Genomic DNA, 26785 nt, shown 5'->3' on the forward strand with positions numbered 1-26785 from the left:
ACTGCTATCATCATGATTTCAGTAATAGTGTTGTCATCAATACATAGAACTGTTTTTAAGTTCTAATTCTGTCTAGTAGTATGTGTTAAATACAACACTCTAATCTTGCGATTAGGGTGTTGTATTATTTAGGCAAGTATAAATTTTAAATTTTCTGAGATAGCTTGATATTTCATCTTAATTTCATACTGATTTGTCACAATAAAGATAACTCAATAGATTTCTTGCTAGCAGTTAGTTAGTTTCCAGAACTTCTCTAACTGACTTTTGCTCACACCAAATTACAATCACTTATGGCAATGAGGTCTATTGAGTTTTTTCTAAATGTTAATAATTTACTACTTTGATTTTAGATAAAATAATAAAAACTTATATATTAAAATCACTAAAGATGAAACTTGTATAGTTTTAAGTAAATTTACTAGATTTTTAAGAGTTATGTGGCGCTAAAGCTTTTTACTTAGCTGATAGTAATAGTAGCGTATATCCTGTTAACTCTATCAGTTGCTTAGTAAACGATACAGCACTTCCGGCAGCTATAAGGTACATCCTAAAAGCTGAAAGCGATGATAGGAGAGGGGTAAGGAGAAAACTATATTGCATAATAGCCGGAAGCGCTGTATACTTTGCGATCGCAAAGTATATATCTTTTCACCAAAAATGCAGAAGAATCGAAATTTTTCAATTTCCTATCCTTCTGTAAGGAAAAAGTACTGCCTGTATTTTGACTCTCTTATTTACGTTGCAGTGCGAAAAAAAGCACTATAATTTCGCTGACAGTACCCGCAAGCATTCCATACGCTGCTGAAGTCGCTCCGTTATGTCTAGTAAAAATCAGACTTCCACATACTATCAGGGTGAAAGCTGCGGCAACTAATGTTGCAAGGTTGATGAACCAGTTCTTTGCTCGGTGAATAAGCAGCCCTTGAAACGTATTTTGCAGTGCTAGGAGCAGAGGGAAAAATGACAGTATTTGTACAACCGGACGAGATGCTTCCACAAGAGATGTATTATTTCCCAAAAACTGACCAAGTAACAAGAACCCTTTGTCTGTAAACCCAAGAAAAATTGGTATTACAGTAAAGCCCAAACCCACAAGAACCACAAAAGCAACCAGTGTCCGCCTGGAAGTTTCTTCATAGACAGCAATCACTACTTGTTGAATCATGCGTGTACCGTTAGCAATCGAAAGAACTAACCCCCAAGCAGCAGGCCACACAGCAAGTGCAAGACTGCCATCGAATGAACGAGCAATGAGACTTAAGAGTATTGCCCTTGCACCCCAAACAATAAGCATTGTTGAGGCTAAAGGAAGATAGTAAAATGTGACTCCTCGAAAAGTTTTAGGCAGTTTCTTAGTTTCAGAATTTACTTGCTGGTTGAGAATAGAAATAGCGCCAAGACGCAAACAAAACCATGTGACCAATACTGCTTCAATAAGTATGGCTCCCATCATGGTGATACCTGCAAGAAATGCCCCGTCACTTCTAAGACTAACCCCCACTGTCAGCGCTACAATTACCCAAGTCAATCGCGCCACACCTGCCCATCCTACAGCCACGCTCTTTTGAGCGCGGATAAGCAGCCCTTGAAAGAATCGTCGCCAAGCAATAACGAAAGGCCACAGGAACATCAATAAAAAAGCAGTTCTCCCTTGCGCTGCAATAAATGGGCTAACACCAAATACCTCTAAAAGAAGCCAGTTATACAAAGGCTCCCAAGTGAGTAAAAGGAAGATACCACTGAGAGAAAGTCCCGCAATTACTGTAAATTGCCAAAGTGCGCGGCGAGATTTGACTTGCCCTCCAAGAGCGGTTGAGGCATGAAGAATCATGATAATGGGGCTTTCTAGAAATACGGCAACCCCTTTGACTACCCCAACTCCGGCTAATGTCTCTTGCGGAAAGGCCAAGCGACTGAGTGCAGCAGTCTGAAGTGGATCGCCGAGAGTCATTGCCACATCAGTTAAGGAAAGAGGTATGAACTGAGCAAGTAACATCAATAGCGATCGCTGGGAAGCTATTTTATTACCTTCCTGTTCTTGCTGGGGTGAGGTGTTCATGAAATTTTTCAGCACTATATAATGAGTCACTAAAAATACACAGGAGTCAATGAGGCGATCGCATCATCAAGATGCTCTCCTTGTTTAAGGGTAAATCCATAACGGTCAAGCCAATGGTCGTCGTAGACTGTTTCAAGATATCTATCCCCTCGGTCTGGATTGATCATTAGAACCCGCGCACCAGCACCAAGAGAACGCGCCAGATGTAAGCCACCGGCCACAATTGCCCCTGTGGAAGCACCCAGAAGCAATCCCTCACGACGTGCCAGTGCATGACACACAGAGTAAGCAAGCGCCTCTGGTATCACATAAGCACGATTAAGCAGCGAAAGCTCCAGATTAGGTGGAAAGAACGATAACCCAACACCTGTCATCTTGTATGGTTTTGCTGGGGTTCCCATAATGACTGAACCCTCAACATCAACGCCAACAATACGTATTTCTGGAAATTGCGGTCGAAGATAACGAGCAATTCCCATTATTTGTCCCGCAGTGCTAACACCCACCACTACAGCATCAAGGTCGGAGGAAAAGTGAGCTTCAATCTCACGCGCAGTATAGTATGAGTGGGCCTCAGTATTCAGAGGATTTAAGTGCTGGCATGGATACCAAGCATGAGGAATAGTTGCGGCAAGCTCACGCGCTCGTTTCATTCTTGCCTTTTGCATCGAGCCTGATTCGTCTGCCTCATGTAGCGGTACATCCACAAGTTCAGCACCGTATGCTTTCAGCATTCGTCTAAAGGGTGGAGCAGTTTTTGCATCGACGACAATAATCACTCGATACCCTCGGACTGCTCCTACCATAGCCAGACCAACGCCGAAATTTCCTGAACTTGACTCGATAATCGTACCACCAGGTATAAGAAGCCCTTCCTCCTCTGCACGCGTCACGAGATAGACTGCATTTTTCTCCTTAATAGAACCTCCGGGATTACAGCTCTCTAACTTCAAGAAACATTCTGAGACAACACATACAGGAGAAATATTCTTGAGTTTTACAATCGGTACATTTCCTATTGCCTCGGTAACATCAGCGGCAGTAATCTTTTTCCATTTACTATGATTGTTCCATTGACAGTTAGAAACGTTCTCGAATGATGAAGATTTTGCAAGCTGATTCATATTTACCATCCAAAAAATTCAAAAATTAGTAGGAATTATCAGGGCTGAATTAACTTGCTCATTGGAGCGGATTTTTATTTGCAATATCACTACTACATTGTTTTATTGACGATACGAATTGTAGTGACTATTGCTTGTATAGCTCATCACCGCCTAAATCTGTTTCAATTTGACCAAAAGTAAATATCAATTAGGTCTGTTCGATAACTACCTGAGCAAGCCTTTAAGTCATGTCCACAAAAATATTGATATCCATTATGGAATCAACCTATTTTTTATCTTGAAGGAGAAATATGAAATCAAGATGAAATTTTCTATTTTGTCTTTAATAATTTCCCAAGTTCAGTATTCATCATGTGTTCTTGTCATCTAATTGACTTATCATTGTTGTATAATTTGAAGAAAGATTCAGAATTCAGGAGTCATAATTAATTACTGGTGGGTCTGAATTACCCACTAATTGAAGTCCACACACTTAAAAAAGTTATGTGGCATTTCACCATTTATTCACTCGCCATTTGCACAGAATTTATGTGCTAATTCTGACTTTTAAATCATGAAACTTTTTTTTGATAAACATAACAAGTTGATATTCAATGCATATGTATAAATTAGAATTAGTTGCAATATTTATTGTTATAACTTCTAACTTTAGTTAGAAGTTGAATGCTAACTTCACTTGCACATCAACTAATTAATGACAGCAAATTTTATAAATGTTATTGAGATAGTTGGAATTTCATCTTAATTTCATATTTACGTGTCAAAATTATTATTGACTCAATAGATATCTTGCAAAACTTAGTTTCTATAACTCCTCAAACTAAGTTCACACCCTATTTTGGCAAGTTGGTCTACTGAGTCTTTTCTCTTTAATTATGTATCGCTAAGATACTAGCCTACTGTTAGGTTTTATATAGCTTAATTCTAATTCTTAAGAATTTCATCCTAATTTCATATCTAAGTGTCAACCTATTTATAGGGATATCCCTATTGCAAACTATGCTTAAGTCACAAATTTACAACGAACCTTTAACTACTCAATTTGATATGAGGGTGCTGCTAGTCGAAGATGAGCCGGATTTGGGGGCTGCTATTAAGCGCACCTTAAATCAACAAAAGTACTTAGTTGATTGGGTAATGGATGGTACTGAAGCATGGGCTTACTTAGAAAATAGCTCGGCACAATATACAGTAGCGATTCTCGATTGGATGCTTCCTGGAATTACTGGTTTAGAATTGTGTAAAAGACTACGTTACAAAGGTAATCCTCTTCCTATCTTGATGTTAACTGCTAAAGATAGAATGGAAGATAAAGTTGCCGGATTAGATGCTGGTGCTGACGATTACCTAGTAAAGCCCTTTAGCATGGTAGAATTACTGGCACGATTGCGGGCTTTGCAGCGTCGCTCTCCGCATTTCCAACCTCAACAATTGACTGTTGGTAACTTGACTCTAGATTATGGCAATAGCACAGTTGTAAGACAAAATACTACGGGTGAACAGCAAAGAATTTCTTTAACTAATAAAGAGTTCCAACTGCTAGAGTATTTTATGAAGCATCCCAACCAAATTGTTACTACCGAACAAATTCGTAACCAGATTTGGGAAGTTAATGCAGAATCTAATAGCAATGTAGTGGCGGCGCAAATACGTTTGTTACGTCGCAAACTCACCAATAGCGACTGTCCTAACTTGATTGAAACTTTGCATGGTATGGGATATCGTTTGAATTTCACCAATGAATCAGAATAAGCTGTTTCGACTCACCCGCATTCGGTTGGCTCTATATTATGCCATCGTTATGGGTTTAATTTTAAGCATATTTGCTTTCGGTTTTTACCGTGCTGTGTTCCATGCCCATGTAGTAGCTTTGGACAGTGAAATCGAGTCTGTAGCAGGAACATTACACGATAGTATCGAACTAAAGCTACAGTCACCTGGACGTTTAGAACCATTGGCACATCAGTTATTCCCAAATATAGATAAATGTAGAACTGGAGCTACTAATTGTATTCAACAACAGCCAGATTCTAAACGTCATCTTCTTGGGATCGTTACTAAAAGTAGCTACTATATACGTTTTTTTGATACTTCGGGAAAATTAATTGCTACTGCTGGTTATTATCCAGAAGGATTACCTGACGTTTTTAATCAAAAAACTTGGCAATTTCTCAAAGACAGCAAAGGCAAAGATTACCATCAAATTACTTTATCACTGCATACCCAAAATTATCAAGACTGGGGATATATGCAAGTAGGGCGAAGTCTACAAGAGTTTAATCATTACTTGGATAGTGTGAAATTAGTTTCGGTATTAGGGTTGTTAATTGCAATGGGTATGACTGCTGCTGCTAGTTGGTGGCTATCAGGATTAGCTATGCAGCCAATTTATCAATCCTATCGACAAATTCAACAGTTTACAGCAGACGTAGCACATGAATTACGAACGCCTTTAGCTGCAACAGGTGCAACGGTGGAATCGGCACTTTTAATGTCCCAAATAGATGAAGAAGAGACAAGGGATATTTTACAAACTATACAACGTCAAAATCAACGGCTAACTACTTTGGTTGTTGATTTATTAATGTTAGCACGTTTAGATAAACAAGCCCAAAAATTACAACGTGAAAATTGTTGTCTAAATGATATTGTTAGCGATTTAGTTGAGGAATTTGAAGCGATCGCAAATGCCGCAGACGTAAAGCTGACATCTTCAATACAAGTGCATCAACCTCTGAATATTATAGGTAATGCTGACCAGCTTTATCGCTTATTTTCTAATTTAATTGTCAATGCAATTCAATACACACCCAGAGGAGGCGAAGTAACAGTTTTCTTAGATTGTAATGACTATCATGCTGTAATTAAAGTTCAAGATACAGGCATTGGTATCCCAAAACACGAACTGACTCGAATTTTTGATCGCTTTTATCGAGTGAGTAGCGATCGCTCCCGTAGCACTGGCGGTTCTGGATTGGGATTAGCGATCGCGCAAGCAATTATTCAGTCACACCACGGCAGCATAGATGTGCAAAGTAACTTAGGTGAAGGTAGCACTTTCACTATTAAGCTACCTTTTAATATACCCGCACTTAAAACCGTTCGCTCTATTTACCCATTTAAAATGTTTTATCCTTAAAGACAGATGCTTACAAAAAACTTTTTAGTTCAACTCTACCCTGATTAGGGGTGTGAGTAGTTTTGAAGCAGTGAAATGGCTTCTGCATCTAGGAGGTAACTTATATTACTCCGTCTCGATTGAGATTTGTTCTGATGTACTCAATCATGCAAACGAATGCCACGTAACGACATTGCATTAAATGAAACAACAACTGTCGAAACGCTCATCAGTATGGCAGCTATTGCTGGTGTTAATAGAATGCCGAATGGGTAGCCAACTCCTGCTGCTAATGGAATGGCAACAACGTTGTACCCAGCTGCCCATAACAAGTTCTGAGCCATTTTACTGTAGGTAGCTTTCGCAAGTTTAAGCGCGTAAGTTGCATCAAGCGGATCGCTTTTAACTAAGATTAGATCGGCAGATTCGATCGCAACATTGGTTCCGGCTCCGATCGCCAGTCCTAAATCTGACTCGGTTAAAGCAGGTGCATCATTGATGCCATCGCCCACAAAGGCGGTCGGCTTCTCAGCTTTGAGCCGATGAATTAGCGCAGCTTTATCCTGTGGTAGGACACGAGCATAGTAGCGATCAATCTGCAAATCTCCAGCAACAGCCTTGGCAACCGCTTCGGCATCGCCTGTAATCATTACCACCTGCACGTCCATTTTCTGTAATTTTACAACCGCTTCTCGTGCAGATGCCCGCACCTGGTCTGCTAACCCGAATAGGGCGAGAACTTGCTTGTCGTCCATCAGGACGATTGCACTTTCACCACGAGATTCACGTTCTTGTAGTCCCTTTTCCAACTCTGGCGGAAACTGCAATTTCAACTCCTGAACCCATTCTGGTCTGCCAACCCGATAGCGCTGACCGTCTACTACGCCTTCAACGCCCTGACCGGGAACTGCTTTGAAGTCACTGGCTTTTGAAAGCTGGAGTTTTCGATGGCTGGCTTCTTCTACGATCGATTGTCCGAGGGGGTGTTCTGATAAAGATTCTAGGGAAGCAGAAATGCCCAAAGCTTTTAACTCATCTATACTATCTGTATAAATTCGTTGCACGCCAAAATGTCCTGTCGTCAATGTCCCAGTCTTATCGAAGGCGATTGTTTTAATGCTTTTGGCACGTTCAAACGCTGCTCGGTCTCTCACCAGGATGCCATTTTTAGCAGACATTGTTGTAGCATTGACCAGCACTAAAGGGACTGCTAACCCTAACGCGTGAGGGCAAGCAATCACTAATACAGTAACCGCACGACTCACTGCAAAGGTTAGATCATCTGGTTTAACAGATAGCCAAACGACAAATGCTAGCGTAGCGATCCCGATCGCGATGAACGTGAGCCAATACGCAAGTCGATCGGCGACTGATTGAAATTTACTTTTAGAGGTCTGCGCTTCCTCGACCATCCGCATAATTTGGCTCAAGGTGGTGTTATCTCCGGTGCGAGTCACCTTGATTGTCAGCGCACCTTCTCCATTGACTGCTCCGGCGATCGCTTCGTCCTGGGCTTTTTTGACCACTGGGCGCGACTCCCCAGTTAGAAAAGATTCATTGACGTTAGAAGTACCGTCTACGATCTCACCATCGATCGGGACTTGTTCGCCCGGACGAACCAGAATGAGATCTCCCTCAACTAATGTACTTACCTGGACATCTTCGCTCCGCCCATTCACCTGCTTGTGAGCGACAGAAGGGACTAATTTTGCAAGCGCTCCTAGCGCATTGCTGGCTCCCTGCACAGAAGCCATTTCCATCCAGTGACCAAGCAACATGATATCGACTAAGGTTGCCAGTTCCCAGTAGAAAGAATCTCCCTTCAATCCGAAAGTCACTGCCACACTGTAGATAAACGCCACGGTGATGGCTAGAGCAACCAGAGTCATCATGCCAATTTTACTGCGGAGTTCGTAGTAGGCTCCCTTCAGAAAAACCCAGCCACCATAGAAATAAATAATAGTTGAGAAAATTGGAATAACCCAATTCACACCCGGAAACTGGATAGCTTGATAGTTAAACCAATCCTGAAACATTGGCGCAAAATAGAGAACGGGCAGCGTTAGCAGGAGACAAACAAAGAAACGTCGTTTGAAAATCTCAGGGCTGTGTCCAGCGTGTTTATCGTGCCCCGTGTGTTGATCATGCCCGGCGTGTTGATTGCGTCCCTCTTGGTTGCCGTGTGGGTCAGGGTCAGGCGGATTCTTTTTAACTTGCTTTCCATGTTCATCGTGCCCAGCGTTTCCCGGCTTGGGCTGCGTTTGCTGATGATTATGGTGATCGTGGTTCACAAATAAATCCTCCTGGTTTGCTGCGATGTCTTGACTATCAGATTTTTATGATGAAACTAAGGCGAAATTTTAGAGAGTTACTAAACTTCTATGCCCCAAGACGCTTGGCAAGTCGGGCATATTGGTATAATCACGCCAGCTTAAGATACAAATGGCGAGCGATACCTTTCCTACGGAACGCTGCACGTTAAGCGAAGCCATGCCGCAGGCTTTACGCTAACGCAGAACTCAAATCAGCCTTCAGCATAATCTTGTCTAAAATCTTCGATTTTCAGTGACTGCTGATGCCATCAGTGGTGCGTCCACTCATCTCACTGGGATGGATACGGTAGAGCGCCATAACCTCTGCACGACCCCAGGCATCAATCCAGGTGCGATTGATCGCAGGCGAAAGCGTTGGGTTTTTCGTTTTGACAAATTGCATCACGCGATCAATATCCTGCTGAAGAGTGATGTGTTCGGCTCGACCTGTCACAGTCACGCTGCGCCAATGCTCTAGATCGTGGACTTCTTCAACTTGCAAACAGACTGATGGATTTACATCCATGTACTGAGTCTTCATTCCGACCGTTGTGAAAATATATATTTCTGAGTCTTTGAGATAATAGTGCATAGGCACAACATACGGATGCCCTTCACCTACACAGCCAAGATGACCATGTCCTACTTTTTGCAAGAGATCATGGATCTCTTTTGTGCTCATTTCATCGATATCTAACATTACTGTTCTCCATCGCTGATTTCAAAATTATCGTTCGCCACTTAAACTGTCTGATACACAAAAACTTCCCCAATGCCAGAATGCGCGCGTTCGGGGGCGTTTGTATGCAACAGTCTTTACATACCCACTTTGACTGTAAAAAAACAATCTGAGGAACTTATGAGGAGATAAGAAAAGTTTGAGTTTTCGTCCAGGTAGAAGCGAAGCACGAGTCCGTAAATGTCGCCCAAAAGCTTACTCCTTGATGACGAAACCCCGGCATGAAGGAGTAAGCAATTGCAAACTGCTTAAACCACTTGTGTTTCGACTTTTCAAGTGTGCCATTCGGCAGGGAGACAAAGCCTGTCAAGTAATCGCACAGAAATATTTATACGTTAGATTTTAGACTGGATAAGGGTTTCAGGTCGAAATTTGTGTAATTAATTTTATCTTACTACTTACATTGATTTACGCAAAAATCTTTTGCTTACTGAGCCTTTGCCAAAGTATTGATCTTCGACACATAGCTGTTGTCCACAATCTCCATGTTCTTGCTCATATTTCGCAAACTTTTACTACAGAAATCACCAAATTTCCATATCACAATTTCTTTTATTTGTCAATACTTTCTACTAGACTGACACTCTAGAGCCTCCCACAGAAAAAATACAGGCACACCCAGCAACTTTAGACTGATGCAAGGCTTCGGATGCGGCTTGATAAAGAGAATGCAAATCCGTTCCATCATCTGGATATTGAGCAATTCCAGCACTAAATGTAATCCGAAATTGAGTCTGATCAGGAGCAACAAATTGTCTGTGGTGGAGCGTTGCTAATAATTGAGTGAGTCTTTGAATGCCATCTGCCTTAATCATGCTAGATAAGGCAACCACAAATTCATCGCTCTCCCAGCGAGCAATGACTGCATTTTGCCTAAAAGTCTGCCGGAGCAACTGTCCCCACTGACGCATCACCATGTCGCCAGTATTGTACCCATGACGATCGTTGATCTCCTTGAAATTGTCTAAGTCCAGAACTGCTAGACAGAGCGGCTGATTCTGTTGATTTGCAAGTTGAAGATATTTGTTTAAGTCTTGAGTTGACTTACGGCGATTAGAGAGTTTGGTCAAATGATCAGTCTCAGCAGCATTTTGAAGGAGTTTGATCCGCTCCAGTCGATTGATAATACGACTGACCAATTCTGGATTCATGATCGGCTTGCTCACAAAGTCATCTGCACCCACTGAAAACACTTGATTAATGATCGTGGCATCAGTATGCGCTGTCAAAAAAATGATCGGCAAGTGACCCCAGTGTGAGTCGTTGCGGATAATCTGGCAAAGCTCAACACCGCTCAACGCAGGCATTTTCATATCTAGAATCAGCAGATCGGGTGAGCAGGATTCTAGCGTTTCCCAAAATCGTTGAGGATCATTCAGCGTTGTTACGCTCAATCCCCAGGGTTCTAGAAACCCCTTTAAAGTTGCGAGAATCTGGGGATCGTCATCGATGACCATCACCCGTTGCTTTGCTGCCTCTGCTCGTTGCGCCGCTTGAGCGACCGTTTTCAGCACATGAGCCGGGGGCAAGGGTTTGTGTAAAAAACCATGTCCGCCGAGTTGGGCAACTTCTAGGCGATCGGTTAATTGATCGTGACTGGTTAAAACGATAACTGGCACAGCAGGAGTTTGATGACTGAGCTTTGCCAGTAGTCTTAAACTATCTGTTGTAGGATGAGTAATGTCGGGATCAAGTAGCACAACGGTAGGCGCATCCTGCTCAATTTTCGTTTCGGCTTCGGAAAGAGTCGTCGCGATCGCGCTCCGAAATCCCCAGTTCACAGCTTCATTCACTAACTGTTCCGCCAGTTGGCGATCGGCATCAATGATCAATAATAGAGGACGCTCATTCGCAAACACAGACTCTTCCTGTTCGCTCTGTTCTGTAGTTAAGTCGTTCGATGCGCGATCGATTTCTTGACGCAGGGCGGTCACCAGTTCGCAAAGGCAGAGGGTTTGATCCGATTTCAAAGATTCGTTGACGCGTAGCAGTTGTTCAATTTTTTCAGCGATTCGAGAGCCTTCGGACAACCCAAAGGTTGCAAGTGAGTCTGATAGGGTGTGAGCTTCCTGAGATGCCTGTTGTTGAATATCTGGACTCAGCATCTGTTGCATCAAAGCTGCACTTGCTTGCTCTAGTATTCTGACCTGTTCATCTACTCTGGTTTTGAAGCGATCCCAAACTTTCGATAAGGCACTGAGGGTTTGTTGTTGAATCGGTTGAGTCCCCTGAGAAGACGTGAATTGATCCGTGCTGATTGAATCGGCGATCGCTTCCAAGGGTTTAAGCCGATAACCTAGCCCATAAACCGTTTCAATCAAATCTGTGGGAGCGCCGACTCTCCTAAATTTCTGCCGTAGCCCCTTAATATGAGTTCTTACGGCATCTTCGCCGGGAGTCTCCTCATAAGCCCAGAGTTGATCCAAAATCACGCTGTAGGTAAAGACTCGACGACCATTCCGCAAAAAAAACTCTAGTATCGAAAACTCCTTGGGACTCAAGCATAGAGGTTGCCCTGCATAAGTGACTTCACGAGTTGCCGGATCAAGCCGCAAACTACCCCACTCCAGCACAGATTGAAAAGCTGTTCCTTTGCGACGCAGCAAGGCTCGAATTTCAGCAATCAATACCTCATGATCGAACGGTTTCACGATGTATGCATCGGCACCTGCATCTAGCCCGATTGCTTGGTCGTGGCTACTGCTTCGCCCAGTAACCAGTAGAATTGGCATTTGATAGCTGTGCGTTCTGATTCTACGGCAGAGACTTATTCCGTCTAAATGAGGGAGCGTAATATCTATCAGTAATAAATCATAGTCATAAACGACAATCAGTTCCCAAGCAACCTCTCCATCGTTAGCGACTTCAACCGTGTAATTTTGGTTGTAGAGAATACAAGTAAGCATGTCGGCATTTGCCTGATCATCTTCTACCACCAAAATTTTCATAGGGCTAACTCCTTTACAGGTTGAGCGCGGTAATCACGGAGTCCGCATACTTCTATCTAAAGTTAACGATAATTGGAGATGATGAAATCAAGATGAAATGAAGTGCTAATCGCCTAAAATCTGGAAAAATCTTTCTAAAGACATAAACCTTGAATCGCTCATAAGTTTCTCATAGTCTGAGTTTAGCTTGAGAGACAGAAGAACTCTGTTATTCCTGCACCTTGGTTGAGGGCATAACAATCTGCTCTTCATTGTGTTGATTCTTTAGGAGCTTTAAGCCATGACAACTACTCAATCCCGTCAATCTCTGCTAGATACATGCATTCAAGATTGCCTCGATTGTCTTCGTGAGTGTGAGTACTGCGCGACTGCTTGCTTAGACAGTGACATGGTGCAGATGATGGCTCAGTGTATTAAGCTATGCCGCGATTGTGCCGATATCTGCGATATTTGCGCCCGCTTCATGGCTCGTAATTCTGACCTGCACGCTCAACTGTGTGCGATTTGTGCAGAAGCCTGCGATCGCTGTGCGGCCGAGTGTGAGAAGCACGACCACCAGCACTGTAAGAAGTGTGCTCAAGCCTGCCGTCGTTGTGCCGAATCTTGCCGTCAGGTAGCTAAAGCAACGGCATAAAGCCATTTAATTTACCGCGTTGGCTGTTGTATGAGTCAGCGTGTCTTGCTTTGCAGCAGCCAGCATTGTGTACTTTGCGATTCAGAGTCATTTCAATTTCTGAGTCCGGGGGTGGATAAGGCAATGAGGATGGCTCAGACCAAATTATGGAACTTCTACTTGATGGCAGCATGAAAACTACATCGGAAACCAGGGTGTTAGACTTTCAACCTAACCATTATTATTTCCTAACAACTCTCATAACGGTCGGTTCGCTCATAGGTTTCTCATAATCTGAGCGTAGCTTGAAAGATAGAGGAACTTGGTCATCCCCTAACCAAGCTGAATTTATGAACAAGAAGTTTTTGGTCTACAGTTTAGTCGGGCTACTCAGTAGTGGTGCTGCTGCCGGATTCGTCCTTGCCAACAGCAAACAGGCTCAGTCATTACCTGCATCAGGAAATCCTCAACAACCCAGATCAGTCCGAGTCGATCAACATTTTATCGAAATGATGATCCCTCATCACCAAGATGCGATCGCAATGGCTGACCTGGCTTTGAGTCGCGCCAAACGCCCAGAAGTAAAAAAAATAGCTGAAGCGATTAAAAAAGAGCAAACTCTTGAAATTGAAGAGATGCGTACCTGGTACAAAAAGTGGTACGGCAAAGAAGTCCCTGCACATTCAATGACTGACATGGGCATGATGGGAAACCACCATAAACAAGGGCAGGGCACAGGCTCAGGCATGATGGGTCAAGGTCAGGGCATGATGGGTCAAGGTCAAGGCATGATGGGTCAAGGTCAAGGCATGATGGGTCAGGGTCAAGGCATGATGGGTCAGGGTCAAGGCATGATGAGCATGAAGACGGACATCGATGCGCTTAAGAAAGCCCCGGACTTTGACAAGGAATTTATACGGCAAATGATTCCTCATCATCAAATGGCGGTGAATATGGCTCAGATGGCATCTGGGCGTGCTGTTCGTCCAGAGATCCGCACTTTGGCTCAGTCAATCATCAAATCTCAAAATGCTGAAATCGCACAGATGCAAGGATGGCAGAAAGCCTGGAATCAATGATTTAGCTTGTTTAGCAGGGTAAGCGATCGTCAATCTGGGTAATACGGCTTAACAATTGCCGTAGGTCAGATATCTTCTAAAACTGGAGTCTGGTAATCGCGGATTTGGCGATCGCGTAGCCTCTCTAAAAGAGAATCGCAAGTCGTTCTATTCAGAATGAGGTCTTTATGCATCAACATGGTTCATCGAATCAGCCCCAGCCAAATCGTTTCAGCTTACCGATAAAAATTGTGCTATTTGCTTCGATCGGGATTATTACGTACTTCCTGATTACAGAACATCGGGCACATTTGGCGGGCTTTTTACCGTACTCTTTCCTGTTCATCTTTATACTCATGCATCTATTTATGCACGTAGGACATGGCGGACATGGAGGTGGTGACGGCAGCAATAGCCGAGAAGGCGGTAATTCGGACTCTGCAAATCAATCTATTTCAAGGAGATCGAACCATGAAGGACATGAGTAACGTTCCTGCTTACGGGCTGTGGTGGTTAGTGATTATTAATTCTCTGATATTTATCATCTTTGCCTTTAGTTTCACCAAGCCGCGTAACCCTAGAGATTGGCGATCGTTCGGGGCATTCTCAGCGTTCATTGTGGCATTGTTCGCAGAAATGTATGGGTTTCCCTTAACGCTTTACTTATTCTCCGGCTGGTTGCAAACCCGCTATCCAGGACTGAACATTTTTTCCCATGATTCTGGGCATCTTTGGTGGACTCTACTGGGGTGGAAGGGTGATCCTCATTTGAATCCGATTCACCTTTTGAGTAGCGTGTTGATTTTTGGTGGACTGATTTATTTAGGCAGCGCTTGGGAAGTTCTCTACAAAGCTCAACGAAGTCATACATTGGCGGTTTCAGGGCCATATTCAACCATTCGCCATCCGCAGTATGTCGGCTTCATTGTCATCATGTTGGGCTTTTTGCTGCAATGGCCCACTCTCTTGACGTTGCTCATGTTCCCTATTTTGATCACGATGTATATCCGATTAGCACACCAAGAAGAACGGGATGCCTTAGCAGAATTTGGTGACGAGTATGCTCGTTATGCCGCAGTGACCCCTGCATTTGTCCCCTGGGGTCGTCGCAACACCCAAAGAAAACTATCTCATGCACAGGAGTCTCATCATGACCCATAGTGTTCACCATACCGAAGAAACCCGTATACGTAGTTATTCAGCACTAAGGCTAAGTGTGCGTTCGCTATTTCTTGCTACAGCGATCGCTTCAGGCATTGCTTATTTAGTTTGTGTTCTATTCCTAACAGTGGCACCTCAAGCAACAATGGCATTCTTTAGCTATGTTCTTCACGCCAATCTGTCTGGTATCACCCGAAGCGTTACCTGGGGAAGCTTTATCGTCGGTCTTCTGATTTGGTCTGTAGGTACAGGTCTGTACGCTGCTTTCGTTGCTCGCCTTTACAACAAGCTTTCTGTGAGATAGAAAACAACAGTCTTCTTGCCATTTTTTTAGAACCAGAAACTGTGATTATTTTTGTGAAAGTTTTTCCTCTTCAAAGCTAAGTGTTCATTTTAATAGGTAGGAAAATATGAGTGATCTAATTGTGATTGGCTTTCCAGATGAATTTAAGGCAGATGAAGTGTTGCTTGATCTCAGAAAACTGGAGCGGGAATATTTGATCGATCTAGAAGATGCCGCGATCGTGGTCAGAAATAGACACGGCAAAGTCAAGGTTAAGCAGACTCAAGAACTTGTCGCTTCTGGTGCATTAAGTGGCGGCTTCTGGGGACTGTTAATCGGCTTGATCTTCCTTCATCCCATGCTGGCAATTTTTGGTGCAGCAGTGGGTGCCCTTTCCGGTGCATTAACGGATATCGGCATTGATGACAACTTCATTCAAGAACTAGGCAACACAATCGAACCTGGAACCTCTGCCATTTTTATCTTGGTGAGAAAATCTACACCTGACAAGGTTTTGGAAGACTTGAGCAAATTTGAGGGAAAAGTCCTACGAACTTCATTATCCCACGAAGATGAGGCAAAACTTCAGGCAGCTCTTACGAAAACCGAAGCAGATAAGTCGTAGCTCCAAGAAATCTCGAAGTCAGCATTTATCACTCCGAAAGGTGATTCTATGTTCAGGAAGTAACACAAATGGAAGCAAAAGCGATCGCAACTCAGCCATCTAATTCACTTCCTCCAAGCCAGCGAAGGATTGAAACTCTCCCTACACTAAATGCAGCTTTCCTGATTATTATTAGCCTTATTATACTCTCGGCGATTGCTGCTGCAATTTATGCTTGCATTCCCAAGAGTCGGCGGCATTCATTCAACTTCAAACCGCATCATAAGGTTCCGTGTCACCGCTGTCAATATTTTAGCGGTAATCCCTATCTTAAATGCGCTCTCCATCCAGTAAGCGTACTGACCGAACAAGCAGTTGACTGTACAGATTACTGCCCGAACACTGAAGCAAAACTGGTTGAAAAGTGGAGAAAAGCATTGCTGATTGTCCAAAAACTTTTTCTTAACTGAACCACATAAAAATAAGGATTTGACATTATGAAACTCCAACTAAAAGTTCCTGGAATGACCTGTGGTGGTTGTGTAAACACCATCACTCAAGCGATTAGAACAGTTGATGCTAAAGCTACCGTTCAGGGCGATCCAAAAACCAAGATTGTATCAGTGGAAACTCAAGCCTCAGAAGCTGCTATCAAGGATGTTATTACGGCGGCTGGCTACCAAGTTGCTTAGGGACTTCCAAAAAATAAATTATCCAAAATTATTTGTACATTTGTAGGGACGCAAGTCCTTGCGCCCCTACGTTTGCGGAGCGTCCCGCAGGGATGGGTTTTAACTGGAAGTCCCTTAGCAAAGTTCTGAACCGACAAGACAACCTCACTGACGTATTCATAAATGAGAGCGATATGCCTATTAAAATCACTCACCAATATCCCCTAGCCCGCCGAGATTTTCTTAAAGGGACTCGACTTGCAGCCGGATTTGTTATAGGAAGTGGAATTCACAGCCTACTATCCAGTTGTTCGCCTCAATCTTCCACCGCAAAAATAGCTAAGGGTAACACCGTAGCCCGTGGCCCGAATGCGAAATTCATTCCCGATATTGAAATCAACCTGAAGGCTGCACCGACAACGGTTCCAATCTTGCCGGGACAAACGACCCAAGTTTGGTCTTACGCAGCAAAACTTGTCAAAGGCGACCCAAACAGCTTACAAACTATTCCCGATAGTTATTTAGGCCCCATTATTCGCGTTCGCCAAGGTCAGCGCGTGCGGGTCAACTTCCAAAATGCCCTTCCTCAAGGGCAAGCCAGCATTGTGCATTGGCATGGATTAATTTTACCAGAGGAGATGGATGGACATCCTCGCTTTGCAATTCAGCCTGGACAAACCTATGTTTATGAGTTTGAGGTTATTAATCAGGCAGGGCTAAACTGGTTTCATCCTCATCCAGACGGGCTTACAGGGGAGCAAGCCTATGCAGGCTTGGCGGGGCTATTTATAGTCACGGATCAAGAAGAAGCGACCCTCAATCTACCCACAGGGGCTTATGAGATACCGATTGTGCTGCAAGATCGTACCTTAGATGCCAATAATCAACTCCTCTATCTCGGCAGCAAAATAGGTACCCCCCGTAATAGCAACATGGGCGGGATGCAACAGGATAACTCAGGTCAATCCAGCAATGACATGGGCGGTATGAGCAGCATGATGGGCTTTTTGGGTCAAAAGATATTCGTGAATGGTAAACCCAACTTCACACTTTCTGCGGCGACACGAGTCTATCGCCTTCGCATCTTAAATGGATCTAATTCACGTATCTACAAGCTTGCGTGGAGCAGTGGCGATCCACTGACCATCATTGGCACTGATGGTAGCTTACTGGCTCGACCTACCGAACGAAAGTATGTCATGTTAGCCCCAGGTGAGCGGATTGATGTTTGGGCAGATTTCAGTAAGTTGAAAGTTGGGACAGAAGTATCTCTAAATAGTCTGGCTTTTTCAGGAGCAGAAAATGTAGGAGGTAGCAGCATGAGCGGCATGATGAGTTCTGATAATGCCCCGGAACTTGGTTCAGCGATGATGCTATTCAACGTCAAGATTGAGCGCAAAGAAAAAGAAACTCTGCGACTCCCCAATCAACTAACAAATCTACCACTATTGCGTCCAGAAGATGCCGTTAATGCCGCACAGCCACGTCCTATTGAGCTTTCTCTCAAAGGTATGAAATGGGTTCTTAATGGGCATCTCTTTGAAATGAATACCGCAACGCCACAGGAAACTGTAAAGCTAAATTCTATTGAACAGTGGGAGATTATCAATAAACTCAACCCTGGAGCCGTGATGGATGCGAAGGGCATGGCGCACCCTATCCATCTACACGGCGTGCAGTTTCAAGTCATTAGTCGGGAAGTGCTGCCAGAACTTGCCGCAGGATGGCAAACTGTCAAGGATGGCTATGTAGACGAGGGCTTGAAGGATACTGTAATGGTAATGCCGGGTGAGCGAGTGAAGCTGCTCATGAAATTTGAGAAATACAGCGGCTTATTTACATACCACTGCCATACCTTGGAGCACGAAGACGCTGGCATGATGAGGAATTATCGAGTCAATGAATAACTGAGGCATCTATCAGGCTAGTTAAAAGGGACTAATCTCTGTTATTAAAATTTATTTAAAGGAAAAAAATGAGTGACCTACCGGATTACCTAATTGTCGGCAGTGGTTTATCAGCATTGGTCTTTGGTGCTTTAATGGCCAACTCTGGTAAGACTGTGCAAATCCTCGAAGCCCATGAGCATCCGGGGGGCTTTGGTCATACGTTTACGATGGCTAAAAAATATACGTTTAATGCCCAATTTCACTATGTATGGGACTGCGGTGAAGGACAAACCGTCAATCGGGTACTCAAAAAACTGGGCTTGGATCGGGAAGTGACCTTTGAGCGGTATGATCCCGATGGCTTTGATCATATGCGAATGCCGGAACATGCGTTGGACATTCCCTCAGAACCAGAGGAACTGATCCAGCGATTGTCTGCTCTGTTTCCTGCTCATAGCGATCGCATTCGCCAATTTATCAACGAAGTGGAAAAGACTGGTGCAGGCTTGAAAAGACTCGCTCCACCGATCAAACCAATTGAACTATTCAGCCATCCAAGTGAAATATTCTGTACCATCCAGCATCTCAACAGCACACTTCAGGATGTATTTGACAAGTTTCAGCTACCCCAAGCCGCCCAAACCCTATTAGCCCTGCAATGGCTTGATTTTTTACTGCCCCCAAATCAACTCTCGTTTTATGCCTGGGTCGCATTGTTCCGAGGCTATCAAGCAGGCGCATTTTACCCAACTCAGCATTTTGAGCATGTGATTAATTCGTTGGTCAATGTCATCGAATCGCATGGAGGACAGGTGTTACTCAACCATGAAGTCACGAATTTTAGAGTCACAGACAGAACGGTTACGGGAGTTCAGGCGATGGATCTCACCACCCATCAAACCCATGAATTTACAGGTGATACTGTGATTTGCAATATTGACCCCAAAAAAGCCGCCAAAATGATTGGTGAGGAAAAGTTCTCCAAAACTGTGCGTCGAAAACTCAACTATGAATATTCGGCATCTAACTACATGGCTTATTGTGTCGTCAAAGATATCGACCTCCAAGACTATGGATTTGGCAAGTGGAATCTCTCGCATACTGGGCATCACGATCTAAATGAAGCCTTCGTGCAGATGTATGAGCGCCATGACTTTTCTAATCCTAGTTTTGCCATCACAACGCCTACTTTACTTACAGAAGCGGGTCGGGACTGCCCAGAGGACTGTCAAATTGTCGAATTCCTCACCGTTGCCAATTACGACTATTTCAAGCAATTACGGGAGAGCGATCGCAAAGCTTACAGCCAGAAAAAACAAGAAATCTTAGACTCCATCCTGGATGTCGTGGAAGAACACTATGTGCCGAATTTTAGAAAACACATGGTTTTTCATATCACGGGCAGCCCTACTACCAATGAGCGTTTTTGCTGGAGTCCTAATGGAAATTCCTACGGCTCCATTTTGACGCCGCGCAATATGGGTCTAGGGCGACTGAATCACGAAACCTCCCTTAACCATTTTTATTTCTGCAATGCCTCATCGGGCTATCCGGGCTTTGCTCCCACATTTTGGACGGGGGCATTGCTCTACCAACGATTATCGGGCGACGTGCTTTTAGGCAACGGCTAAACAGGCGATGTCTACGACGCGCTATTCGGCGTCGCACATTATCCATTTCATAAACTTAGAGGTCAATTATGAGAATCGCTATTATTGGTGGCGGAGCTAGCGGCATGGCTACAGCTTACCTGCTTGATAAAGAAGGACATCATGTCACCGTGTTTGAGCGGCAACCCATGTTAGGAGGGCATATTCGTACACTGAACAAAAACGTGAAACCGAACCAAGCCGATTGCGATGAAATTTTGGAAAGCGGGGTGCTTGAATTTCCAACTGTTTTTTACAACTTCATCTCGCTGATGCAAGAGCTAGGGGTAGAACTAGAACCCGTGGATATTGGTTCAGCAATGTTTCTCAAAGATGGCAGCCACTTTCTATCGGCAGTCACCATCGAGAAAAACTTCGCAGGTATCCACGGGCTGATCGAACAGTTACGCCTCGATACCATCTATGTCCGTTCCGCTGCATTATGGCTGAGAACGCGATTTGCTAACTTGCAAAATTTGTCCAATCGTCCGCTGTCGGAATATTTAAAAGGCTCCGGTAGCCGCGATACCTGGCTGAAGTTGGTGGTTATGTATAGCTATTCAATGCCGTTTGAACTGATTGATGATTTTCCAGCAGAGTTGGCGATCCCTACTTTACGTGACTATCTCGCGGTCAACTGGGTCAGAGTTAAAGGCGGTGTGTATTCTTACATTGAAAAAATTCTGGCGCGATTTAAGGGTGAAATTGTGCTGAACGTAGAGATTGACCGTATTTCCAGAAGCTCGGATGTTGTCAAAATTGTGCGCTCGACGGGTGAAATTCAGGAGTTTGATAAAGTCGTGTTTGCTACACCCCCTGATCAAGTAATGGCGCTGTTAACAGACCCAACGGATGCTGAAACCAAACGCTTTTCTGCCTGGAAAGCCAACCATGTAACAACCTTAGTTCATAGAGATATTTCCATGTACGCCCGCCAAGGGATTACACAACCCTCAGAATTTGATTATTTCCAAAAGCCAGATAGTCGCTGGGGCTATAACGGCTGCCTAAATCAGCTTTGCGGTATCTCGTCGCCACAGCATAATTTTTTATCATTCCAACTAGAGGAGTTGATTGCACCCGATCGCATCATTCACATTCAGAAACACCACACCCCGATGTATACCACTGAATCCTTTCGATACCGGGATGAAGTCGTTGCTACCAATGGCGAGAACAATACCTACCATGCGGGAGCCTACCTTGGCGATGGTTTACATGAAGGAGCAATCGGCTCTGCCTTTCGAGTCGCTCAACTGATTGGGTCAAGCCTTGACTCTAGCTCCTTGAACCAAAAAAAGGAACTAAATTTTTATTGAAGTGAGTAACTATGCGTTTCTCAATTCTGCCGACTCCTGCCAATTCTGAAATTTCGATCCAACAAGTCCGGGCGGCTCATCAGGCGGAGCTAGACGCGATCGCGCGTTATTGTCGCCTAACGAATTACCTTGCGGCGGCTCAAATCTACCTGAAAGACAATTTTCTACTCAAGCAACCCTTAAAGTCGGAGCATATCAAAGACTGTCTGCTAGGACACTGGGGCACTTGCCCTGGCATTAACTTGATCTATGTTCACCTCAATTGCCTAATTCAGCACCATGACATCAGCCTTTTCCTCATCGCAGAGGCAGGATACGGAACACCTGCAATGTTGGCAAACCTTTACCTAGAAAGGTCTCTCCAGGCATTTTATCCCGAACTGACCCTAGATGCTAATGGACTGGCAACCTTAATTCGCGGCTTTTCCTGTCCCTGTGGTTTTCTGAATCACGATTATGCAGGTGAAGAACTCGGTTATGCTCTCACTGTCGCTTTTGGGGCAGTCATGGATAATCCTGACTTGATTGTGGCTTGCGTTATTAAGGATCAAGAAGCAGAAACAGGAGCGACAGCTACTGCCTGGGATAGCTACAAGTTGATCGATCCAGCAAAATCTGGCGCAGTGCTGCCGATCTTGCACCTCAATGGTGATAAGACTATCTACGCTGCGATGAGTGATATTGAACTTCAGCAACGATTTACAGGCTACGGATATCAAGTCCGAATTGTTGGCAGTCAGAAAAATCAGTTTGACAAAGATTCCGCGACTCAAAATGCGCTCGATCTAAATGTTGATCTTTATGGCTCGCTCGATTGGGCATATCGAGAGATTTGCAGAATTCAGCAAGCTGCACGTTTAGGGCAAGCGATTACTCAACCCAAGTTTCCTGTATTGATTGTGCGATCGCCCGAAGACTGGACAGGCATCCAGGAAATTGATCGAGCCTCGATTGAGGAGTCTCATCGCTCTCACCAAATTCCTGCCAAAGATTTAAAGACCAATCCGCAACAGTTGCAGCTTTTAGAAGACTGGTTACGCTCTTATAAAATTGAAGAATTGTTTGACCAACAGGGTTGCCCTATTCAAGAGATTCTAAATCTTTGCCCCCAAGATAAGCAACGCATGGGCTGTCATGCTCACATATCTGGTGAAGGTGTCTACAAGCCCCTAAATTTACCGAATATCTTTGACTTTGAAATTCCAATTCAAACAAAGTTCTGTTCATATGAAGAAGATCAATTCAGCAATACAGAACAGATTGGAAAGTACATCAAAACAGTCATTGAGCAAAATCCACAAACGTTCCGTATTTTCTGCCCAGATCAGCTAGAGTCGAGCAATTTATCAGCCTTACTAGAAGTAAACCATCGCAATGATCATGGTTCGATTCAGTCTGATGATTTGCAGGTCAGTTTGAGAAAAGAACGGATGCTGGAGTTTTTCAGCCAGCACACTTGTCAGGGATGGCTTCAGGGCTATGTGCTTACAGGTCGGCACGGACTTTTTCTATCGTATGAAGCGTCTTTAAACAGCATTATCAGCATGATGAACCAGCACGCCAGGTTCTTGAAACTGTCCAAAACATTCCCGTGGCGTTCGCGAAGCGTGGGCTTTACCCAATCATGCGTCGCCTCTCTGAATTATTTAGCAGTTTCAACCCCGTGGCAGCAGGAATCCAGTGACTTTTCTCAGCAAAGCTCTAGTTTTATCAATGCTGTGATGACGCAAAAAGCAGAAATCGTGCGAGTTTATCTACCGCCAGATGCAAACTGTTTGATCGCGACGATCGCGCATTGCTTAAACACGACCGATCAGATTAATCTTATCCTTACCAGTGCTGATCCGATGCCGCAATGGTTAACGATGGCTGAAGCGATCGCGCACTGTCGGGCAGGTGCTTCAATTTGGCACTGGGCAAGCACCGATGAAGGCATCGATCCTGATGTAGTGCTAGTTGGAATTGGCGATCGTTCCACAGTTGAAGTAATGGCAGCCGCTCACATCTTGCGGGACGAAATGCCAGCACTGCGGGTGCGGGTGGTAAATGTCACCGACTTGCGAGTGTTGGAAGAAGACGCGGAAAATTCTCAGCATTTAGACAAGGAAATGTTTGAAGCATTGTTCACGCGCGATCGCCCAGTCATTATCAACTTTCATGGCACTCTCGCAGTTTTGGAGCAGCTATTTTTTGGTCGTCCAAATCCTGACCGCTTTCAACTAAATGGCGATCGAGGCGAAGTCATCCCCTCGTTTGCTCAGAATCTGCGTCACGGCACTTCACGCTTTCATTTAATCATCCAGACGATTCAATTGGCAGCCCCGCATAATCCCAGTGTTGCGGCACGAGCGAGTGAACGAGTGCATTACTACAGGCATATTTTAGCAGAGCGATATCGTTCGAGCCAGAAACTGGGGGGCGATCGGGCACCGCCTCCTAGCTTGTCGTAATGCTGCACCCGTGATGAGTTTGAAAAAGATTTAATTCGTTACTGTTCCAATCGCTCTTGAAATTTCACTTGTAAACTTCTACTTCTTACCTAACATGACAGTTACTACTGCGATCGCGCCCAAAACCCTGACAACAGAAGAACTGCGAAAGATTCATGCTTACTGGCGTGCTGCGAACTATCTTTCAGTTGGTCAAATTTATCTCCTCGATAATCCACTCCTGCATGAACCGCTCAAACTAGAACACATCAAACCTCGACTGCTTGGACATTGGGGTACAACTCCAGGTCTTAACTTTATTTACGCTCATTTCAATCGTGTGATTAAAGCGCAGGATCTCAATGTTATTTATGTTGCAGGTCCAGGTCATGGAGGTCCAGGAATCGTTGCCAACGTTTATCTTGAAGGAACTTACAGTGAGGTTTATCCCAATATTTCGCAGGATATCGAGGGGATGAAGCAGCTTTTCAAACAGTTCTCCTTTCCAGGCGGAATTCCTAGCCACGTTTCTCCTGAAACACCTGGTTCCATCCACGAGGGTGGGGAGTTAGGATACTCACTGCTTCATGCTTATGGCGCTGCCTTCGACAACCCTGACCTTTTGGTTTGCTGCGTCGTTGGAGATGGAGAAGCGGAAACGGGATCTTTGGCGACCAGTTGGCACTCAAACAAGTTTCTGAACCCTGCCCGTGATGGTGCCGTTTTGCCAATTCTGCATTTGAATGGTTATAAGATTGCAAATCCGACGGTGTTGGCGCGGATCAGCCAAGAGGAACTGCAAAGCCTACTCATTGGCTATGGCTACAAGCCTTATTTTATCGAGGGAGACGACCCCGAAACCTTGCACCAACAGATGGCAGAAACGCTGGACATGATCATTCGTGAAATCAAAGCTATTCAACACGATGCCCGCACGAATGGCTTCTCAAAGCGTCCCCAACATCCCATGCTTGTGCTGCGAACTCCCAAGGGGTGGACGGGACCCAAAATTGTGGATGACCTCCCTATTGAAAATACGTTTCGCGCTCACCAGGTGCCTTTAGCCGAACTCGCAAGCAAGCCTGAGCATATCAAACTGCTGGAAGACTGGATGAAAAGTTACAAGCCAGAAGAACTGTTTGATGAAAGCGGGAAATTAATCGAAGAGTTAGCAGAACTAGCTCCGAAAGGGGATCGACGTATGGGGGCAAATCCTCATGCAAATGGAGGGTTATTGCTCAAAGATTTGAAACTGCCGAATTTTCAGGACTACGCTGTTGAAGTTCCGAAACCCGGTACTATTAAAGCAGAATCAACCCGCATCATGGGACAGTTCTTGCGGGATGTGATGAAACTAAACCTGGACAGTCGCAATTTTCGAGTGATGAGTCCAGATGAAAATAACTCAAATCGTTGGAATGCGATTTTAGAAGTGACAGATCGCGTCTCGACTGCCAAGATATTGCCGACGGATGATCATATTGCAACAGATGGTCGGGTGATGGAGGTTCTGAGCGAACATATGTGCCAAGGATGGCTAGAAGGCTATCTTTTAACGGGTCGCCACGGCTTCTTCTCGTGCTATGAAGCATTTATCCACATCATCGACTCCATGTTCAATCAACATGCCAAATGGTTGAAAGTTACTAATGACATTCCTTGGCGTAAATCGATCGCTTCACTCAACTACTTACTCACTTCTCATGTATGGCGGCAGGATCACAATGGCTTTTCACACCAAGATCCTGGTTTTATCGATCACGTTGTCAACAAAAAAGCAGATGTGATTCGAGTTTATCTGCCGCCCGATGCAAATACTTTGCTCTCAGTGACTGATCACTGTTTGCGAAGTCGTCACTACGTCAATCTGATCATTGCAGGTAAGCAACCCGAATTGCAGTGGTTGGACATCGAAACTGCTAGCAAGCATTGCACAGCTGGACTCGGTATCTGGGATTGGGCAAGTAACGATCAAGGAGTTGAACCCGATGTGGTGATGGCTTGTGCAGGTGATGTGCCGACTCTAGAAACTCTGGCGGCGGTTGATTTCTTGCGTCAACACTTTCCTAATCTAAAAATCCGCGTGGTTAATGTCGTTGATTTAATGACGCTTCAGCCTTCCAGCGAACATCCGCACGGTTTGAGCGATCAAGATTTTGATAGCATCTTCACACGCGATAAGCCGATCGTGTTTGCCTATCATGGATATCCCTGGCTGATTCATCGCCTCACCTATCGCCGCACCAATCACCATAACCTGCATGTGCGCGGGTACAAGGAAGAAGGAACTACGACAACGCCATTCGATATAGTGGTTCTCAATGACCTCGATCGCTTTCATCTGGCTCAGGATGTCATCGATCGTGTCCCGCAACTCCAATCCATCGGCGCTCATGCAAAACAGCTTCTCCGCGACAAACTCATCGAACACAGACATTACATCACGAAACACGGAGAGGATATGCCTGAGATTCTGAATTGGAAGTGGTCGTACTAACTAGCATTGTTGAATACGATTTATATCGTATTCAACCAATTCACTCGGTAAATCAAGCGACAGCGACTCAGAGTACTAGAGCGTGTTTGCAAATTGGCAAAAAGCCAAGAAAAATGTAAATAATTTTAGAAGCTGAAACACATACTCTTTCAATGCTCCTCTGGGTTTGCAAACACGCCCTCAAAAAACAAAATTATCTATTCCATTTAGGCTTTAAAGAATAGGTTATCTATCTAACGGGTGATCTAATGAATTCTCCAACAACATTACCAAAACAACTTTTGCCAAAGCAGCGTTGGCAAACGA

20 protein-coding genes are annotated in these 26785 nt (G+C 44.3%); 15 read left to right on the forward strand and 5 right to left on the reverse strand.

The features are described 5' to 3' along the window. Positions 1 to 733 precede the first annotated feature (733 nt). A complete protein-coding gene (locus tag A4S05_RS08970; RefSeq protein ID WP_069069484.1) occupies positions 734 to 2062 on the reverse strand; it encodes a hypothetical protein in 1329 nt (442 codons plus the stop codon). A gap of 29 nt (positions 2063 to 2091) precedes the next feature. Then, a complete protein-coding gene (locus tag A4S05_RS08975) occupies positions 2092 to 3186 on the reverse strand; it encodes a cysteine synthase family protein (protein WP_069069566.1) in 1095 nt (364 codons plus the stop codon). A gap of 1002 nt (positions 3187 to 4188) precedes the next feature. Here A4S05_RS08975 and rppA point away from each other — a divergent pair. Next, positions 4189 to 4941 (forward strand): two-component system response regulator RppA, encoded by a 753-nt coding sequence (gene rppA, locus A4S05_RS08980; protein WP_069069485.1) that lies wholly within the window; start codon positions 4189 to 4191, stop codon positions 4939 to 4941. Further along, positions 4928 to 6328, forward strand: coding sequence for a two-component system sensor histidine kinase RppB (gene rppB, locus A4S05_RS08985; RefSeq protein ID WP_069069486.1), 1401 nt, complete (start codon positions 4928 to 4930; stop codon positions 6326 to 6328). The genes rppA and rppB overlap by 14 nt, the downstream gene beginning before the upstream one ends. A 140-nt stretch (positions 6329 to 6468) precedes the next feature. Here the strand turns inward: rppB and A4S05_RS08990 are convergent, their stop codons facing one another. From A4S05_RS08990 to A4S05_RS09000, 3 genes are all read right to left on the reverse strand, one after another. Next, on the reverse strand, positions 6469 to 8598 hold the full coding sequence (locus A4S05_RS08990) for a heavy metal translocating P-type ATPase (RefSeq protein WP_069069487.1): 2130 nt from the start codon (positions 8596 to 8598) through the stop codon (positions 6469 to 6471). Between the two features lie 271 nt (positions 8599 to 8869). Beyond that, positions 8870 to 9301 (reverse strand): pyridoxamine 5'-phosphate oxidase family protein, encoded by a 432-nt coding sequence (locus tag A4S05_RS08995; RefSeq protein ID WP_256090888.1) that lies wholly within the window; start codon positions 9299 to 9301, stop codon positions 8870 to 8872. Between the two features lie 629 nt (positions 9302 to 9930). After that, positions 9931 to 12306, reverse strand: coding sequence for a response regulator (locus A4S05_RS09000; RefSeq protein ID WP_069069489.1), 2376 nt, complete (start codon positions 12304 to 12306; stop codon positions 9931 to 9933). A 280-nt stretch (positions 12307 to 12586) separates the two neighbouring features. On the opposite strand from A4S05_RS09000, the gene A4S05_RS38705 reads away from it, so the two are divergent. The 13 genes from A4S05_RS38705 to A4S05_RS09050 all read left to right on the forward strand — a co-directional run bounded on the left by A4S05_RS38705 (position 12587) and on the right by A4S05_RS09050 (position 26479). Next, positions 12587 to 12940 carry a four-helix bundle copper-binding protein gene (locus A4S05_RS38705; protein WP_084227040.1) on the forward strand — a complete coding sequence of 118 codons (354 nt, stop codon included), beginning with the start codon at positions 12587 to 12589 and terminating at the stop codon, positions 12938 to 12940. A gap of 329 nt (positions 12941 to 13269) precedes the next feature. Further along, positions 13270 to 13998, forward strand: coding sequence for a DUF305 domain-containing protein (locus A4S05_RS09005; protein ID WP_069069490.1), 729 nt, complete (start codon positions 13270 to 13272; stop codon positions 13996 to 13998). Positions 13999 to 14165: 167 nt separating this feature from the next. After that, on the forward strand, positions 14166 to 14465 hold the full coding sequence (locus tag A4S05_RS38710; RefSeq protein WP_084227041.1) for a DUF2933 domain-containing protein: 300 nt from the start codon (positions 14166 to 14168) through the stop codon (positions 14463 to 14465). Next, complete coding sequence (locus A4S05_RS09010; RefSeq protein ID WP_069069567.1) at positions 14458 to 15138, forward strand: methyltransferase family protein; 681 nt, start codon at positions 14458 to 14460, stop codon at positions 15136 to 15138. The genes A4S05_RS38710 and A4S05_RS09010 overlap by 8 nt, the downstream gene beginning before the upstream one ends. Next, positions 15128 to 15442, forward strand: coding sequence for a DUF5676 family membrane protein (locus tag A4S05_RS38715; RefSeq protein WP_084227042.1), 315 nt, complete (start codon positions 15128 to 15130; stop codon positions 15440 to 15442). The genes A4S05_RS09010 and A4S05_RS38715 overlap by 11 nt, the downstream gene beginning before the upstream one ends. A gap of 106 nt (positions 15443 to 15548) precedes the next feature. After that, the gene (locus tag A4S05_RS09015) at positions 15549 to 16046 is read left to right on the forward strand and encodes a DUF1269 domain-containing protein (RefSeq protein ID WP_069069491.1); all 498 of its coding nucleotides are present in this window, start codon (positions 15549 to 15551) and stop codon (positions 16044 to 16046) included. 68 nt (positions 16047 to 16114) lie between these two features. Next, positions 16115 to 16495 carry a hypothetical protein gene (locus A4S05_RS09020; protein ID WP_069069492.1) on the forward strand — a complete coding sequence of 127 codons (381 nt, stop codon included), beginning with the start codon at positions 16115 to 16117 and terminating at the stop codon, positions 16493 to 16495. Positions 16496 to 16522: 27 nt separating this feature from the next. After that, on the forward strand, positions 16523 to 16717 hold the full coding sequence (locus tag A4S05_RS09025; RefSeq protein WP_069069493.1) for a heavy-metal-associated domain-containing protein: 195 nt from the start codon (positions 16523 to 16525) through the stop codon (positions 16715 to 16717). A gap of 173 nt (positions 16718 to 16890) precedes the next feature. After that, positions 16891 to 18603, forward strand: coding sequence for a multicopper oxidase family protein (locus A4S05_RS09030; RefSeq protein WP_218107938.1), 1713 nt, complete (start codon positions 16891 to 16893; stop codon positions 18601 to 18603). 68 nt (positions 18604 to 18671) lie between these two features. After that, positions 18672 to 20216, forward strand: coding sequence for a phytoene desaturase family protein (locus A4S05_RS09035; RefSeq protein ID WP_069069494.1), 1545 nt, complete (start codon positions 18672 to 18674; stop codon positions 20214 to 20216). A 68-nt stretch (positions 20217 to 20284) separates the two neighbouring features. Continuing rightward, positions 20285 to 21553 carry an FAD-dependent oxidoreductase gene (locus A4S05_RS09040; protein ID WP_069069495.1) on the forward strand — a complete coding sequence of 423 codons (1269 nt, stop codon included), beginning with the start codon at positions 20285 to 20287 and terminating at the stop codon, positions 21551 to 21553. Positions 21554 to 21564: 11 nt separating this feature from the next. After that, positions 21565 to 24003 carry a phosphoketolase family protein gene (locus A4S05_RS09045; protein ID WP_084227043.1) on the forward strand — a complete coding sequence of 813 codons (2439 nt, stop codon included), beginning with the start codon at positions 21565 to 21567 and terminating at the stop codon, positions 24001 to 24003. Between the two features lie 94 nt (positions 24004 to 24097). Next, a complete protein-coding gene (locus A4S05_RS09050) occupies positions 24098 to 26479 on the forward strand; it encodes a phosphoketolase family protein (protein ID WP_069069496.1) in 2382 nt (793 codons plus the stop codon). Positions 26480 to 26785 lie beyond the last annotated feature (306 nt).

Origin of the sequence: Nostoc sp. KVJ20 (assembly GCF_001712795.1) — a bacterium.
In the GTDB taxonomy this organism is placed as follows: Bacteria; Cyanobacteriota; Cyanobacteriia; order Cyanobacteriales; family Nostocaceae; genus Nostoc.